The 14,847-nt window shown below is 69.9% G+C and carries 13 protein-coding genes; 10 read left to right on the plus strand and 3 right to left on the minus strand.

The genetic code is table 11. From position 1 onward, the window contains the following. Positions 1 to 83: 83 nt before the first annotated feature. Both VO99_RS02690 and VO99_RS02695 read right to left on the minus strand, forming a co-directional pair. Entirely contained in the window at positions 84 to 1,778 is a 1,695-nt protein-coding gene (locus VO99_RS02690; protein ID WP_052736045.1) for a phosphoethanolamine transferase, read from the minus strand. Then, complete coding sequence (locus tag VO99_RS02695) at positions 1,778 to 2,488, minus strand: phosphatase PAP2 family protein (RefSeq protein WP_046111515.1); 711 nt, start codon at positions 2,486 to 2,488, stop codon at positions 1,778 to 1,780. Before VO99_RS02695 ends, VO99_RS02690 begins: the two co-directional genes overlap by 1 nt. 64 nt (positions 2,489 to 2,552) lie before the next feature. Here VO99_RS02695 and VO99_RS02700 point away from each other — a divergent pair, with 64 nt between their 5' ends. Beyond that, entirely contained in the window at positions 2,553 to 3,233 is a 681-nt protein-coding gene (locus tag VO99_RS02700; RefSeq protein ID WP_046111278.1) for a response regulator, read from the plus strand. Continuing rightward, on the plus strand, positions 3,233 to 4,603 hold the full coding sequence (locus tag VO99_RS02705; RefSeq protein WP_046111279.1) for a histidine kinase dimerization/phospho-acceptor domain-containing protein: 1,371 nt from the start codon (positions 3,233 to 3,235) through the stop codon (positions 4,601 to 4,603). Before VO99_RS02700 ends, VO99_RS02705 begins: the two co-directional genes overlap by 1 nt. Before the next feature lie 22 nt (positions 4,604 to 4,625). Here the strand turns inward: VO99_RS02705 and VO99_RS02710 are convergent, their stop codons facing one another. Further along, positions 4,626 to 5,279 carry a GntR family transcriptional regulator gene (locus VO99_RS02710; protein ID WP_046111280.1) on the minus strand — a complete coding sequence of 218 codons (654 nt, stop codon included), beginning with the start codon at positions 5,277 to 5,279 and terminating at the stop codon, positions 4,626 to 4,628. Positions 5,280 to 5,446: 167 nt separating this feature from the next. Here VO99_RS02710 and scpA point away from each other — a divergent pair, with 167 nt between their 5' ends. Genes scpA through VO99_RS02750 form a run of 8 tightly spaced genes read left to right on the plus strand, consistent with a single transcriptional unit; the run spans position 5,447 to position 14,845 of the window. Continuing rightward, positions 5,447 to 7,627 (plus strand): methylmalonyl-CoA mutase, encoded by a 2,181-nt coding sequence (gene scpA, locus VO99_RS02715; protein WP_046111281.1) that lies wholly within the window; start codon positions 5,447 to 5,449, stop codon positions 7,625 to 7,627. A 23-nt stretch (positions 7,628 to 7,650) separates the two neighbouring features. After that, a complete protein-coding gene (gene meaB, locus VO99_RS02720) occupies positions 7,651 to 8,676 on the plus strand; it encodes a methylmalonyl Co-A mutase-associated GTPase MeaB (protein ID WP_046111282.1) in 1,026 nt (341 codons plus the stop codon). Between the two features lie 31 nt (positions 8,677 to 8,707). Continuing rightward, positions 8,708 to 10,240 carry an acyl-CoA carboxylase subunit beta gene (locus VO99_RS02725; RefSeq protein ID WP_046111283.1) on the plus strand — a complete coding sequence of 511 codons (1,533 nt, stop codon included), beginning with the start codon at positions 8,708 to 8,710 and terminating at the stop codon, positions 10,238 to 10,240. 17 nt (positions 10,241 to 10,257) lie between these two features. Further along, entirely contained in the window at positions 10,258 to 10,878 is a 621-nt protein-coding gene (locus VO99_RS02730; RefSeq protein WP_046111284.1) for a glutathione S-transferase family protein, read from the plus strand. A 4-nt stretch (positions 10,879 to 10,882) separates the two neighbouring features. After that, on the plus strand, positions 10,883 to 12,910 hold the full coding sequence (gene accC, locus VO99_RS02735; RefSeq protein WP_046111285.1) for an acetyl-CoA carboxylase biotin carboxylase subunit: 2,028 nt from the start codon (positions 10,883 to 10,885) through the stop codon (positions 12,908 to 12,910). A gap of 44 nt (positions 12,911 to 12,954) precedes the next feature. Then, a complete protein-coding gene (bioB, locus tag VO99_RS02740) occupies positions 12,955 to 13,983 on the plus strand; it encodes a biotin synthase BioB (RefSeq protein WP_052736046.1) in 1,029 nt (342 codons plus the stop codon). 8 nt (positions 13,984 to 13,991) lie between these two features. Further along, positions 13,992 to 14,480: a VOC family protein gene (locus VO99_RS02745; protein ID WP_046111286.1), complete on the plus strand. Its 489-nt coding sequence runs from the start codon at positions 13,992 to 13,994 to the stop codon at positions 14,478 to 14,480. A gap of 5 nt (positions 14,481 to 14,485) precedes the next feature. Then, a complete protein-coding gene (locus tag VO99_RS02750) occupies positions 14,486 to 14,845 on the plus strand; it encodes a hypothetical protein (protein ID WP_046111287.1) in 360 nt (119 codons plus the stop codon). Positions 14,846 to 14,847 lie beyond the last annotated feature (2 nt).

Genomic DNA, 14,847 nt, shown 5'->3' on the forward strand with positions numbered 1-14,847 from the left:
CCGGAAATGATGCGCAATGCCTGTGCCAATGATGGAAATGATGCCCTGGCAAGTAGTAGCGCCGTCGGGATCGGGCGCCCGGCTCAGCCCGCCGCGCAGGCCGCGTAGATGTCGTGCTCCGGCCGGTACACGCTGGTGTGCACGTCCAGCAGGCCCAGCACCGAATGGAACCAGTCGTCGTGGCTGCGGCGCACGTCGGCCTGCTGGCGCAGGCAGGCGGTGTGCACGCCGCTGCGCCGCTGCCAGTCGGCCGACAGCCAGGTGATCCAGGGCACGCGCTTCTGCACGTCCGGCGCCACCGCATAGGGCAGGCCGTGCAGGTAGAGGTTGTTCTCGCCCAGCGATTCGCCGTGGTCGCCCAGGTACACCATCGCGGTGCTGGCCTCGGTCTGGCGCTGCAGCCAGCCGACGGTGGCGGCCAGGAACTGGTCGGTATAGGCGATGCTGTTGTCGTAGGCATTGACCAGGGCCTGCGGGCTGCAGTCCTGCAGCTGGGCGCTGGTGCATTCGGGCAGGAAGCGCTTGGCCTGCGGTGGCGAGCGCTTGCTGTAGGCCGGGCCGTGGCTGCCCATCTGGTGCATCACCACCACCACGCCACGGGCGCGGCGCTCGGCGGGCAGGGCGGCGATGCGCTGCTCCAGGCCCTGCAGCATCACCATGTCCTGGCAGCTGCCGTCGGGGCACAGCATCGGGTCGGTGCCCGCGCTGGTGCTCACATGCGGCACGCGCTCGCACACGCCCTTGCAGCCGCTCTGGTTGTCGATCCACAGCACCGCCAGGCCGGCATGCTGCAGCACGTCCAGCAGGTTCTCGGTATCGTGCTCGCGGGCGCCGTAGGCCTCGCGGCCCAGGTGCGAGAACATGCAGGGCACCGAGGCCGCGGTGCTGGTGCCGCAGGACCAGACGTTGCGCAGGCTGGCCACGTCCAGGCGCGCCAGTGCCGGCGTGGTGTCGCGGTCGTAGCCGTTGAGGCCGAAGTTGCCGCTGCGCCCGGTCTCGCCCAGCACCAGCACCAGCAGCGGCGGCTTGCGGCCGGCGGCATGGCTGGGGCCCAGCTGCGCGTCGCGCCCCAGCGGCTGCAGCACGCCCGCGCCGCCGTGCAGCGGCTGCGCCGCCACGCTGCCCAGCGCCCACACGCTGTTCAGCGGGCTCATCTGGTAGCGCAGCGCCTTGTGGTTGCGCATCAGCGATGCCAGCGGCTGGAACAGCGCCAGCAGCAGCGCCAGCGCCATCGCCAGGCTGCCCAGCAGCAGGCCCAGGTTGCGCAGCGCCTGCCGGCCCGCGCCGCCATGGTGCAGCGGCAGCCGCCAAAGCAGCAGCACCGGCAGCCCCCCGGCCAGCGCCAGGGTGGCCAGCAGCCGGGCGCTCAGCAGGTCGGCGGCTTCGTGGGCATCGGTCTGCAGCACGTTCACCAGCATCGAGGGGTCGATGACGATGCGGTAGGCCAGCATGAAATGCAGGCTGGCCGCGGTGACCAGCAGCAGCAGCGCCAGCGCCGGCTTGAGCGTGCGGTGCCACGCCAGCAGGCTGGCCAGCGCGGTGGTCAGCGCCATCACGATGCCGGCCAGGCCCAGGCCCAGCAGCAGGCCGCGCAGGCCCTGCAGCTGGCCCAGCGCGGCCAGTTCACGCCACAGCGCCAGGTTGCCGACGGTGGCCATCCAGGCGCTGGCGCCCAGCACCGCCCACAGCGGCGAGCGGCCGGCCACCGGCGCAGCGCGCGCAGTGGTCGGCGTGGGCAGGGCCAGCCGGGGGCCGGCGTGGTAGGGCAGGGTGGTCATCAAGGCTCCAGGCAGGAAGGTGCCGCCCGGCCTGCAGCCTGGCGGTTGAACAGGCCGTCCATCGCCCAGGCCACCACCCAGCACAGCCAGGCGGACCACAGCGTGTGGCTCATGAAGTGCGCGCCGCGCGCCTGCTGCGCCAGGCCCAGCAGCAGCCCGGCGGCCAGGGCCGCCAGCAGCCAGCCGTCCGCCTGGCCGCGCAAGCCCGCGCGCCGGAAGGCGAACCAGCCGCTGACGAAGGCGAAGCCGGCCGAGGCATGGCCGGCGGGAAAACAGTGCCCGCTGCCGCCATCGGCCGTGCCTGGCCAGCGCCAGTGCGAGAGGTACTGCGCACTGCGGCCGAACAGCGCCAGCTCCTGCGGGCAGCTGGTGCTGCTGAAGCCCTTGAGCACCGACACCGCCAGCGCCGCGGCCAGGGTGCTCACCGCCAGTTGCAGCCGGTGGCGGCGGGCCAGCCCGCGCAGCGGCCCGCGGGGCCACCACACGCCCAGGCACAGCAGCAGCGCGCCCAGCCAGCCCAGCAGCCGCCCGCCCTCGTGCATCACCGGGCCCAGCAGCCAGTGGTCGCGCAGGGCGAAGCCGGCGGCATCGCCGAAGAGGCGGGCCAGCGGCAGGTCCAGCCCGCCGGCATCCCAGGCCAGCAGCGCGGCCAGGGCCAGCAGGGTGTTGCGCAGGAGAAAGGGGCGGGAGAACGGCGCAGTGGTCGGCATGGCCGCCACGGTAGGCAGGGCGGCTTAAGGCCACCTTAAGGGCCGCGGCGCCACAATCCGCTGCATGCGAGTGCTGGTGGTGGAAGACGACGAGGGCATTGCCGCGGGCCTGGCGCTGGCGCTGCGCCAGCAAGGCCATGCGGTGGATGGCGCGGCCAGCGTGGCCGCCGGGTGGGCGCTGCTGCGGGCGGAGCCCTTCGAGCTGCTGCTGCTGGACCTGGGCCTGCCCGATGGCGACGGCAGCGAGCTGCTGCGCCGGGTGCGCGGCAACACCACCGGGCTGCCGGACGCGGCCATGCCGGTGCTCATCATGACCGCGCGCGACGAAGTGGCCTCGCGCATCGCCGGGCTGGACCTCGGCGCCGACGACTATGTGATCAAGCCCTTCCATCCCGACGAGCTGGCCGCCCGCATGCGCGCGCTGCGCCGCCGCGCGGCCGGCCGTGCGCAGCCGCTGCTGCAGTGCGGCGGCGTCACCATCGACCCCGCCACCCGCAGCGTGCTGCGCGAGGGCCGGCCGGTGGAGCTGTCGGCGCGGGAGTTCGCGGTGCTGCTGGCGCTGGTGGAGGCGCGGCCGCGGGTGCTCTCGCGGCCGCAGATCGAAGCCTGCCTATACAACTTCGATGGCGCGCTGGAAAGCAATGCGATCGAGGTGCATGTGCATCACCTGCGCCGCAAGCTGGGCGAGGGCGTGATCCGCACGCTGCGCGGCGTGGGCTACTTCGTGCCGGCGGACGCCGCCTGATGGCCGGCCGCACGCTGCTGCGCCACCTGCTGGCCTGGTCGCTGGGCGCGCTGGCGCTGGTGTGGGCCAGCTTCGTGGTGGTGGGCTTCACCACCGGCCTGCACGAGGCCGACGAGCTGACCGACGGCCACCTGGCCAGCGTGGCCGCGCTGCAGGCGGCGCTGGGCGACAGCCGCTTCGACCCCGCCCGCCGGCCCGACCCCGGCCGCGACGTGGATGCCAGCCTGAAGAGCCACGACTACCAGCAGTCGCTCAGCGTGGTGGTGTGGGATGGCCAGGGCCGGCTGCTCACCTCCACCGGCGATGCGCCGCTGCCGCCGTTCGATGCGGCCACCGGCTTCGCCGACCTGCAGCTGGGCCAGCCGGCCGCGCGCTGGCGCAGCTTCTCCCGCTGGGACGGCCCGGAGCGCCAGCGCAAGATCACGGTGATGCTCAGCGTGCAGGAGCGCGACGACCTGGCCTGGGACATCGCCGAGCAGGTGGCCAGCCCCGGCCTGTGGCTGATGCCGGCCATCGCCGTGGTGCTGGGCCTGGCGACGCGGCGCGGACTGAAGCCGCTGCACGACCTCTCGCGCGACGTGCTGGCGCTGGACGTGCACCGGCCGCAGCCGTTGCCCGACCGCCATCCGCACGAGGAGTTCAAGGGCATGGTGGCGGCCATCAACACCCTGGTGGGCCGCCAGCATGCCGCCCTGCAGCGCGAGCGGCAGCTGGCCAGCGAGCTGGCGCATGAGCTGCGCACGCCGCTGGCCTCGCTGGCGCTGCATGCGCGCACGCTGCAGGGCCCGATGGCGGAGGCCGACCGCCGCGCCTCGCTGCAGCGGCTGGAGGACGATGCGATGCGCGCCGGCGAGGTGGTGCAGCAGCTGCTGTCCCTGGCGCGCGCCAGCCGCACCGAGATGGACGAGGCCGCCCAGCCCTGCGACCTGGCTGCGCTGGCGCGCGAGGTGGTGGCCGACTATGCCCAGCGCGCCCACGACAGCGGCCATGAGCTGGCCCTGGTCGAGGAACCGGCCGGCCAGGCCTTCATGCTGGCCGGGCATCCGCTGCTGCTGGCCCTGGCGCTGCGCAACCTGATCGACAACGCCCTGGGCCACACGCCGGCCGGCACGCTGGTGGAGGTGCAGCTGCAGGCCGGCGAGCGCTGGCTGCAGGTGTGCGACAGCGGCGGGCCGGCCGGCGCGAGGACGGCGTCGACGGGGCCCGCCGCTTCCAGCGTCTACACCGCCGGGCTCGGCCTGGGCCACCGGGTGGTGGACAAGGTCGCCACGATCCATGACGCCCGCTTCGAGCAGCGGCCGCCGCCGCCGGGGTTTGCCAGCTGCTACCGGCTGAGTTTCGGGCCCGGGGGCACGCCCGCCGCTATCTGAGCGGCCGCGGCGGCGGGCTCGTTCATGCCTGCCGCGGCCGCACCGTGGCCGCGGCCAGCCCGTTGCGGAAGTGCTCGCGTGTCAGTGCCTCGGCCGCCGCGGCGTCGCGGGCCTGCAGGGCCTGCATCAGCGCCCGGTGCTCGGCCAGCGAATCGGCCAGCCGGCCTTCGCGGAACAGCGAATGGTGGCGGTTGAGCTTCATCACCTTGCGCAGGTCGATCACCACCTGCGTGCGCCAGCGGTTGTCGGCGATGTCCAGGATGCGCAGGTGGAAGGCCTCGTTCAGCGCGAAGAAGCGCTCCCGGTCGTCCACCGCCGCCTCCAGCTGCGCATGCAGCGCCTCCAGCTCGGCCATCTGCGCCGGGCTGGCCAGCCGCGCCACATCGGCGGCGGCATCGCTTTCCAGCAGGGAAAGCAGGTGGTACACGTCGGTCACGTCGCGCACCGACATCTCGGTGACATAGGCGCCGCGGCGCGGCTTCATCGTGATCAGGCCTTCGGTGGCCAGCACCTTCAGCGCCTCGCGCAGCGGCGTGCGGCTGATGCCGTATTCGCCGCAAAGGCGCTGCTCGTCGATCCAGCTGCCCGGCGCCAGGGTGTGCGAGAGGATGCCCGCACGCAGCCGCTCGGCCACGTGCTCGTACAGCGGCCTGCCATCATGGCGGCCTGCCGGCATCACCTCGGCGGGGGAGGCCTCAGGCGCAGGCTGTGACTTCTCGACGGAATTTGACATCGCCAGGGGGGATCAACATAATTCAGTTTTGAATTATGGGCGTGCGGGCGGTTGGATGTCCAGTGCGTCCGGGGCGCCGCGGTGGCGCGCCTTCCCTGCTGGAGCCTTTCATGTCCGACGCCAAACCCGATACGCCCACCTCTGCCAATGGCCTGCCGGCCTGGGAAAAGGCGGCTGCCAAGTCGGCACCCGGTGGCGACCTGTCGGCCCTGAACTGGCACACGCCCGACGGCATCACCGTCAAGCCGCTGTACACCGCGGCCGACCTGCAAGGGCTGCCGTACGCCGACACCTTGCCCGGCCTGCCGCCCTACCTGCGCGGCCCGCAGGCCACGATGTATGCGGTGCGGCCGTGGACCATCCGCCAGTACGCCGGCTTTTCCACCGCCGAGGAGTCCAACGCCTTCTACCGCAAGGCCCTGGCCGCTGGCGCCCAGGGCGTGAGCGTGGCCTTCGACCTGGCCACCCACCGCGGCTACGACAGCGACCATCCGCGCGTGACCGGCGACGTCGGCAAGGCCGGCGTGGCCATCGACAGCGTGGAGGACATGAAGATCCTGTTCGACGGCATTCCGCTGGACAAGGTCAGCGTCAGCATGACGATGAACGGCGCGGTGCTGCCGGTGCTGGCCGGCTACATCGTGGCGGCGGAAGAGCAGGGCGTGAGCCAGGACAAGTTGAGCGGCACCATCCAGAACGACATCCTCAAGGAGTTCATGGTCCGCAACACCTACATCTTCCCGCCCGAGCCGAGCATGCGGGCCATCGGCGACATCATCGAGTACACGGCGCGCAACATGCCGAAGTTCAACTCGATCTCCATCAGCGGCTACCACATGCAGGAAGCCGGCGCCAACCAGGCGCTGGAGCTGGCCTTCACGCTGGCCGATGGCAAGGAGTACGTGAAGACCGCGCTGGCCAAGGGCCTGGACGTGGACGAGTTCGCCGGGCGCCTGAGCTTCTTCTGGGCGATCGGGATGAACTTCTATCTCGAGATCGCCAAGATGCGCGCCGCCCGGCTGCTGTGGTGGCGGATCATGAAGGGCTTCGGGCCGAAGAACCCCAAGAGCCTGATGCTGCGCACCCACTGCCAGACCAGCGGCTGGAGCCTGACCGAGCAGGACCCCTACAACAACGTGGTGCGTACCACCATCGAGGCCATGGCCGCGGTGTTCGGCGGCACGCAAAGCCTGCACACCAACAGCTTCGACGAAGCCATCGCGCTGCCCACCGAGTTCAGCGCACGCATCGCCCGCAACACCCAGCTCATCATCCAGGAAGAGACGCACATCACCAACGTGGTCGATCCCTGGGCCGGCAGCTACATGATGGAAAAGCTCACCCAGGACATGGCCGACGCCGCCTGGGCCATCATCGAGGAAGTCGAGGCCATGGGCGGCATGACCAAGGCGGTGGACAGCGGCTGGGCCAAGCTGAAGATCGAGGCCGCCGCGGCCGAGAAGCAGGCCCGCATCGACTCGGGCCAGGACGTGATCGTCGGCGTCAACAAGTACAAGCTGGCCAAGGAAGACCCGATCGAGATCCTCGACATCGACAACGTGAAGGTGCGCGACAGCCAGATCGAGCGGCTGAAGGCCATCCGCGCCCGCCGAGACGGCGCCGCGGTGCAGGTCGCGCTGGATGCGCTGACCGCCTGTGCCGAAAGTCGCCAGGGCAACCTGCTCGACCTCACGGTCAAGGCGATGCGGCTGCGCGCCACCGTGGGCGAGGTGTCCGACGCGCTGGAGAAGGTGTTCGGCCGCCACCGCGCCGACACGCAGAAGGTGACCGGCGTATATGCCGCGGCCTACGACAGCGCCGAAGGCTGGGACAAGCTGAAGACCGAGATCGACCAGTTCGCGCAGGAACAGGGCCGCCGGCCGCGCGTGATGATTGCCAAGCTGGGCCAGGACGGCCACGACCGCGGCGCGAAGGTGGTGGCCACGGCGTTTGCCGACCTGGGCTTCGACGTCGACATGGGCCCGTTGTTCCAGACGCCCGAGGAATGCGCCCGCCAGGCCATCGAGAACGACGTGCATGCGGTGGGCGTGAGCACGCTGGCCGCCGGCCACAAGACGCTGGTGCCGGCCATCGTGGCGGCTTTGAAGGCGCAGGGTGCGGACGACATCATCGTCTTCGTCGGCGGCGTGATCCCGCGCCAGGACTACGACTTCCTGTACGAGGCGGGCGTCAAGGGCATCTACGGCCCCGGCACGCCGATCCCGGCCAGCGCCAAGGACGTGCTGGAGCAGATCCGCCGCGCCGTCGCCTCGGCCGGCGCGGCGGCTTGAGCCTCGCACACGCCGCTGCGCCGATGCTGCCCGCCGCCGACCAGGCGCTGGCCGATGCCGTGACCGGCCCGCCGGGCCCGGCCCAGCGCCGTGCCATCGCCAAGACGATCACGCTGCTGGAGTCCAGCCGCGAGGACCACCGCCGCCGTGCCGACGAGCTGCTGAACACGCTGCTGCCGCAGAGCGGCCGCTCGTTCCGGCTGGGCATCAGCGGCGTGCCGGGTGTGGGCAAGAGCACCTTCATCGAAGGCCTGGGCCTCTTCCTCATCGCGCAGGGCCACCGGGTGGCGGTGCTGGCCATCGATCCGTCGTCCAGCGTGTCGGGCGGCAGCATCCTGGGCGACAAGACGCGCATGGAGCAGCTGTCGGTGCATGAGCAGGCCTTCATCCGCCCCAGCCCGGCCAGCGGCACGCTGGGCGGCGTGGCCGAGCGCACCCGTGAATCGATGCTGGTGGCCGAGGCCGCGGGCTACGACGTGGTCATCGTCGAGACCGTGGGCGTGGGCCAGAGCGAAACCGCCGTCAGCGGCATGACCGACATGTTCGTGCTGCTGCAGCTGCCCAATGCCGGCGACGACCTGCAGGCCATCAAGAAGGGCGTGATGGAGCTGGCCGACCTGGTGGTGATCAACAAGGCCGACCTGGACGAAGCCGCGGCCACACGGGCGCGCGCGCAGATCACCTCGGCGCTGCGGCTCTTTGGCCACCATGGCAACCCGGCGCATGCCAGCCATGCGGTGGACGGCGCGCCGGTGCAATGGCAGCCGCAGGTGCTGCAGCTCAGCGCGCTCAAGGGCCAGGGCCTGCCCGAGTTCTGGGCCGCCGTCAGCCGCTTCCGCGAGCTGCAGACGGCCGGCGGCCGGCTGCTGCAACGCCGCCGCGCACAGGACCAGGCCTGGATGTGGGAACGCATCGAGGCCGGATTGAAGAGCCGCTTTCGCCACCATCCGGCGGTGCGGGAGGCCCTGCCCGAAGTCAACGCCGAAGTGCGCGCCGGCACGCTGGCCGCCTCGGTCGCGGCCCGCCGGCTGCTCGATCTTTTGAACTGAAAACCACGCATCCCAGGAGAGGCTGAACGCCATGCACGACATCATCGAACAGCTCGAAGCCAAGCGCGCCAAGGCGCGGCTGGGCGGCGGCCAGAAGCGCATCGACGCGCAGCACGGCAAGGGCAAGCTCACCGCGCGCGAGCGCATCGACCTGCTGCTGGACGACGGCACGTTCGAGGAATGGGACATGTTCGTCGAGCACCGCTGCACCGACTTCGGCATGGAGAACAACCGGCCGCCGGGCGACGGCGTGGTCACCGGCTACGGCATGATCAACGGCCGGCTGGTGTTCGTCTTCAGCCAGGACTTCACCGTCTTCGGCGGCGCGCTGTCCGAGGCGCATGCCGAGAAGATCTGCAAGGTGATGGACCAGGCGATGAAGGTGGGCGCGCCCGTCATCGGCCTGAACGATTCGGGCGGCGCCCGCATCCAGGAAGGCGTGGCCTCGCTTGGTGGCTATGCCGACGTGTTCCAGCGCAACGTGATGGCCTCGGGCGTCATCCCGCAGATCAGCATGATCATGGGCCCGTGCGCCGGCGGCGCGGTGTACAGCCCGGCCATGACCGACTTCATCTTCATGGTGAAGGACAGCTCGTACATGTTCGTCACCGGCCCCGAGGTGGTGAAGACGGTGACGCACGAGGAAGTGACCGCCGAGGAACTGGGCGGCGCCGTCACCCACACCGGCAAGAGCGGCGTGGCCGACCTGGCCTTCGACAACGACGTGGAAGCGCTGCTGATGCTGCGCCGCTTCTTCAATTACCTGCCGCTGAACAACCGCGAGAAGGCGCCGGTGCGTCCCAGCGGCGACCCGGCGGGCCGGCTCGACCTGTCGCTGGACACGCTGGTGCCCGACAACCCGAACAAGCCCTACGACATGAAGGAGCTGATCGCCAAGGTGGTGGACGACGGCGACTTCTTCGAGCTGCAGCCCGAATACGCGGCCAACATCGTCATCGGCTTCGGCCGGCTGGAAGGCCAGGCGGTGGGCATCGTGGCCAACAACCCGCAGGTGCTGGCCGGCTGCCTGGACATCAAGAGCAGCATCAAGGCCGCGCGCTTCGTGCGCTTCTGCGATGCGTTCAACATCCCGGTGGTCACCTTCGTCGACGTGCCCGGCTTCATGCCCGGGACCAGCCAGGAGTACGGCGGCATCATCAAGCACGGCGCCAAGCTGCTGTATGCGTATGCCGAATGCACCGTGCCCAAGGTGACGGTGATCACCCGCAAGGCCTACGGCGGTGCCTATGACGTGATGGCCTCCAAGCACCTGCGCGGCGACGTGAACTTCGCGTGGCCGAATGCCGAGATCGCCGTGATGGGCGCCAAGGGCGCAGTGGAGATCATCTTCCGCGAGGACAAGGGCGACCCGGCCAAGCTGGCCGCCAAGGAGGCCGAGTACAAGGCCCGCTTCGCCAACCCCTTCGTGGCCGGCGCCCGCGGCTTCATCGACGACGTGATCCAGCCGCACGAGACCCGCAAGCGCATCTGCCGCAGCCTGGTGATGCTCAAGGACAAGAAGCTCGACAACCCGTGGCGCAAGCACGGCAACATCCCTCTGTGAGCGAAGGAGCGCATGCCATGGCCATCACGCTGCACTACCACCCTTATTCCCGCGCCGCCGGCACGCTCTGGGCGCTCGAGGAAGCCGGCGTCCCGTACGACCTGAAGGTCGTCGACATCATGAAGGGCGAGCAGAAGCAACCCGGCCTGCTGTCGATCAACCCGATGGGCAAGCTGCCCACGCTGGTCGATGGCGACGTCGTCGTCACCGAGGCGGCCGCCATCGCGCTGTACCTTGCCGACCGCTATGCCGCCGACCGGCTGGCGCCGCCGCCCGATTCGCCGCAGCGCGGCACCTACCTGCGCTGGTCGTTCTTCACGCCCGGCGTCGTGGAGCCGGCCGTGATGGCGAAGGGCTCGGGCTGGGAGGTCAAGGAGATGTCGGCCGGCTGGGGCAACTACCAGGCGATGCTGGCCGCGGCCGAGAGTGCGCTGGTGCCCGGCCCCTTCCTGCTCGGCGAGCGGTTCTCGATGGCCGACGTGGTGTTCGGCGGCATGCTGCGCTTTCTCATTGGCTTCAAGCAGATCGAGGCCACGCCTGGCTTCTCCGCCTACGTGGCCCGGCTCGACGAGCGGCCGGCCTTCCAGCGTGCCGAGGCGCGCAACCAATCCATGCGCAAGGAGCTGGGTCTCCAGTAGCCACATGTTCAAGAAGATCCTGATTGCCAACCGCGGCGAGATCGCCTGCCGCGTCATCAAGACCGCGAAGAAGCTGGGCATTGCGACGGTGGCGGTGTACTCCGAGGCCGACCGCGATGCGCGGCACGTGGAGCTGGCCGACGAGGCGGTGCTGCTGGGCCCGGCGCCCTCGCGCGAGAGCTACCTGGTGGCCGACAAGATCATTGCCGCCTGCAAGGCCACCGGGGCGGAGGCGGTGCATCCCGGCTATGGCTTCCTGAGCGAGAACGCCGAGTTCGCCAAGCGGGTGGAGGAAGAAGGCATCGTCTTCATCGGCCCGAAGCATTACTCCATCGCGGCGATGGGCGACAAGATCGCCTCCAAGAAGCTGGCCAACGAGGCCAAGGTCAACACCATCCCGGGCTGGAACGAGGCCATCGAGACGCCCGAGCAGGCGGTGCAGATCGCCAAGGACATCGGCTACCCGGTGATGATCAAGGCCAGCGCCGGCGGCGGCGGCAAGGGCCTGCGCGTGGCCTTCAACGACAAGGAAGCGTTCGAGGGCTTCAGCTCCTGCCGCAACGAGGCGCGCAACAGCTTCGGCGACGACCGCGTGTTCATCGAGAAGTTCGTCGAGGAGCCGCGCCATATCGAGATCCAGGTGCTTGGCGATGCGCACGGCAACTGCATCTTCCTGTGGGAGCGTGAATGCTCCATCCAGCGCCGCCACCAGAAGGTGATCGAGGAAGCACCGTCGCCCTTCATCAGCGAGGCCACGCGCCAGGCCATGGGCGCCCAGGCGGTGCAGCTGGCCAAGGCGGTGAAGTACCAGAGCGCCGGCACGGTGGAGTTCGTGGTCGGCAAGGACCAGAGCTTCTACTTCCTGGAGATGAACACCCGGCTGCAGGTGGAGCACCCTGTCACCGAGAGCATCACCGGCCTGGACCTGGTGGAGCTGATGATCCGCGTGGCCGCCGGCGAGCCGCTGCCGCTGCAGCAGGCCGACGTGCAGCGCAAGGGCTGGGCGATCGAATGCCGCATCAATGCGGAAGACCCGTTCCGCAACTTCCTTCCTTCCACCGGCCGGCTGGTGAAGTACCGCCCGCCCGTCACCACGATGGAGGCCGCGGCGCCCGTGCCGGCCGAAGGCGGCGTGCGGGTGGACACCGGCGTGTACGAAGGCGGCGAGATCCCGATGTTCTACGACTCGATGATTGCCAAGCTCATCGTGCACGGGAAAGACCGCAACGACGCGATCGAGAAGATGCGCGAGGCGCTGGACGGCTTCGTCATCCGCGGCATCAACAGCAACATCCCGTTCCAGGCGGCGCTGCTGGCACACCCGCGCTTCGTGTCGGGCGACTTCAACACCGGCTTCATCGCCGAGCAGTTCCCCGGCGGCTTCCGCGCTGAAGATGTTCAGCACCAGGACCCGAAGTTCCTGGTGGCGCTGGCTGCGGCGGTGAACCTGCGCTACCTGATGCGCGCGGCCGGCCTGAGCGGCCAGATGCCCGGCCATGGCTTCGTGGTGCGCGAGGACTACGTGGTGGTGGTCAAGGGCGAGCAGGGCAACGACACGCAGGTGCCGGTGCAGGTCAAGCTCAATGGCGGCATCGCGGTCGAGGTGGACGGCAAGACCTACACCTTCGATTCCGACTGGACGCTGCGCGACATCCGCATCGCTGGCCAGTGCAACGGCCAGCCCTTCACCGCGCAGGTGGAGCGCCTGGGCCTGGTGCTGCGCATCAGCCACCACGGCACTCGGATCGACGCGCTGGTGCTCACGCCGCGCGGCGCCGAGTTCCACAAGCTGATGCCGTATAAAGCGCCCCCCGACACCAGCAAGTTCCTGCTGGCGCCGATGCCCGGCCTGCTGGCCGACGTGCCGGTGGCGGTCGGCCAGAAGGTGCTGGCCGGCGAGAAGCTGGCGGTGATCGAGGCGATGAAGATGGAGAACATCCTCTTCGCGCTGCAGGACGGCACGGTGGCCGAGGTGCTGGCGAAGAAGGGCGAAAGCCTGTCGGTCGACCAGCCCATCGTGCGCTTCGAATGAACGCGTTGAATTGAAGAGGACCTGGCTGCATGACGGCACGTGAGATGGGTGAGGAAGTGATCGCGCAACCGGTGGTGCAGCCGTTGCAATGGCAGCTGCCGCGCAAGCCGCATGCGGTGGCCGAAGCTTCCGCAGCATGGTCGGCCGAGGGCGTGCTGGCGCTGATGGAGATGCCCTTCATGGCGCTGGTGCAGCGGGCCCATGCGGTCCACCAGCAGCACTTTCCGGCGGGTGACGTGGAGCTGGCCTCGCTGCTGTCGGTCAAGACCGGCGGCTGCCCGGAGGACTGCGGCTACTGCCCGCAGTCCGTTCATTACGACACCGGCGTGGAAGCCGGCAAGCTGATGGACATGGACGCGGTGATGGCAGCCGCCCGCGCCGCAAAGGCGGCGGGTGCCGCACGCTTCTGCATGGGTGCGGCCTGGCGCTCGCCCAAGGACCGCGACATCGAGAAGGTGAGCGAGCTGGTGCGCGGCGTGAAGGCGCTGGGGCTGGAAGCCTGCGCCACGCTGGGCATGCTCACGCCATCGCAGGCTGGCGCGTTGAAGGACGCGGGCCTGGACTACTACAACCACAACCTCGACACCGCGCCCGACTTCTACGGCGACATCATCCGCACCCGCGAGTACGAGGACCGGCTCGACACCCTCGGCCATGTGCGGGATGCGGGCCTGAAGGTGTGCTGCGGCGGCATCGTCGGCATGGGCGAGACGCGGCTGCAGCGCGCCGGCCTGATCGCGCAACTCGCCAGCCTGAGCCCCGCGCCCGAGTCGGTACCGGTCAATCAGCTCGTGGCCGTGCCCGGCACGCCGTTGGCAGAGGCCGAGCCGGTCGATCCGTTCGAGGTGGTGCGGGTCATCGCAGCGGCGCGCATCACGATGCCCCGCTCGCGGGTGCGGCTGTCGGCCGGCCGCCGCGGCCTGGACGAAGGCGTGCAGGCGCTGTGCTTCATGGCCGGCGCCAACTCCATCTTCTATGGCGACAAGCTGCTGGTCACCGGCAACCCCGACGCCACCGCCGACCGCGCGCTGCTGGCGCGGCTGGACCTGCCCATCACCGCCACCCGCGGCTGAAGCACACCATGGCCACGCAACAAGACAAGCCGTTCCGCATCCTCGGCCTGCAGCAGATCGCCATCGGCGGGCCCGACAAGCACAAGCTGCGCACGTTGTGGGTGGACACGCTGGGGCTGACGGTGACCGGCAACTTCGTGTCCGAGCGCGAGAACGTCGACGAGGACATCTGCGCGCTGGGCGAGGGCGTGCACAAGGTCGAGGTCGACCTGATGCAGCCCATCGATCCCGACAAGAAGCCGGCCGTGCATGCCACGCCGCTGAACCACGTCGGCCTGTGGGTGGACGACCTGCCGAAGGCGGTGGAGTGGATGAATGCCAACGGCGTGCGACTCGCACCCGGCGGCATCCGCCCCGGCGCGGCGGGCTACGACATCTGCTTCATCCACCCCAAGGGCAACGATCAGTTCCCGATCGGCGGGGAGGGCGTGCTGATCGAGCTGGTGCAGGCGCCGCCCGAGGTGATCGCGGCACTGGGCGGGGGCCGCCAGGGTTGAACGGCATGGACGACAGCAGTCAGATCGTCATCCCCGACTCCTTCATCGCGCTGTACCAGAGCGCCCCGGGCCGCAAGCCCAGCCTGCCGCGGCTGGAACTCACCGCACGCTACGAGCTGTGCGAAGACCTGGCCACGATGCTCGTGGACCAGGCGCAGACGCTGCAGTTCAAGGACGACCTGCCCGAGGACATCGTGCTCGACCGCTGCCTGCGCGGGCTGCAGGCCGCCACCGACACGGTAACGGGCGATGAAGCCGTTTGGGTGGTACGCCGCACCGCCGAGCTGCTGAACTGGAGCTGGGCGCCGAAGGTGGAATTGCCGCCGGCCCCGGCCGGCGAGGCGCCGGACAGCGGGCTTGTCTAGAC

This window comes from Aquincola tertiaricarbonis (assembly GCF_000969605.1).
Classification (GTDB): domain Bacteria; phylum Pseudomonadota; class Gammaproteobacteria; order Burkholderiales; family Burkholderiaceae_C; genus Aquincola; species Aquincola tertiaricarbonis.

Coding starts and splice junctions, on each gene's coding strand:
- VO99_RS02690 (WP_052736045.1), bottom strand. CDS start 1,778: ATGACCACCCTGCCCTACCACGCCGGCCCCCGGCTGGCCCTGCCCACG.
- VO99_RS02695 (WP_046111515.1), bottom strand. CDS start 2,488: ATGCCGACCACTGCGCCGTTCTCCCGCCCCTTTCTCCTGCGCAACACC.
- VO99_RS02700 (WP_046111278.1), top strand. CDS start 2,553: ATGCGAGTGCTGGTGGTGGAAGACGACGAGGGCATTGCCGCGGGCCTG.
- VO99_RS02705 (WP_046111279.1), top strand. CDS start 3,233: ATGGCCGGCCGCACGCTGCTGCGCCACCTGCTGGCCTGGTCGCTGGGC.
- VO99_RS02710 (WP_046111280.1), bottom strand. CDS start 5,279: ATGCCGGCAGGCCGCCATGATGGCAGGCCGCTGTACGAGCACGTGGCC.
- scpA (WP_046111281.1), top strand. CDS start 5,447: ATGTCCGACGCCAAACCCGATACGCCCACCTCTGCCAATGGCCTGCCG.
- meaB (WP_046111282.1), top strand. CDS start 7,651: ATGCTGCCCGCCGCCGACCAGGCGCTGGCCGATGCCGTGACCGGCCCG.
- VO99_RS02725 (WP_046111283.1), top strand. CDS start 8,708: ATGCACGACATCATCGAACAGCTCGAAGCCAAGCGCGCCAAGGCGCGG.
- VO99_RS02730 (WP_046111284.1), top strand. CDS start 10,258: ATGGCCATCACGCTGCACTACCACCCTTATTCCCGCGCCGCCGGCACG.
- accC (WP_046111285.1), top strand. CDS start 10,883: ATGTTCAAGAAGATCCTGATTGCCAACCGCGGCGAGATCGCCTGCCGC.
- bioB (WP_052736046.1), top strand. CDS start 12,955: ATGGGTGAGGAAGTGATCGCGCAACCGGTGGTGCAGCCGTTGCAATGG.
- VO99_RS02745 (WP_046111286.1), top strand. CDS start 13,992: ATGGCCACGCAACAAGACAAGCCGTTCCGCATCCTCGGCCTGCAGCAG.
- VO99_RS02750 (WP_046111287.1), top strand. CDS start 14,486: ATGGACGACAGCAGTCAGATCGTCATCCCCGACTCCTTCATCGCGCTG.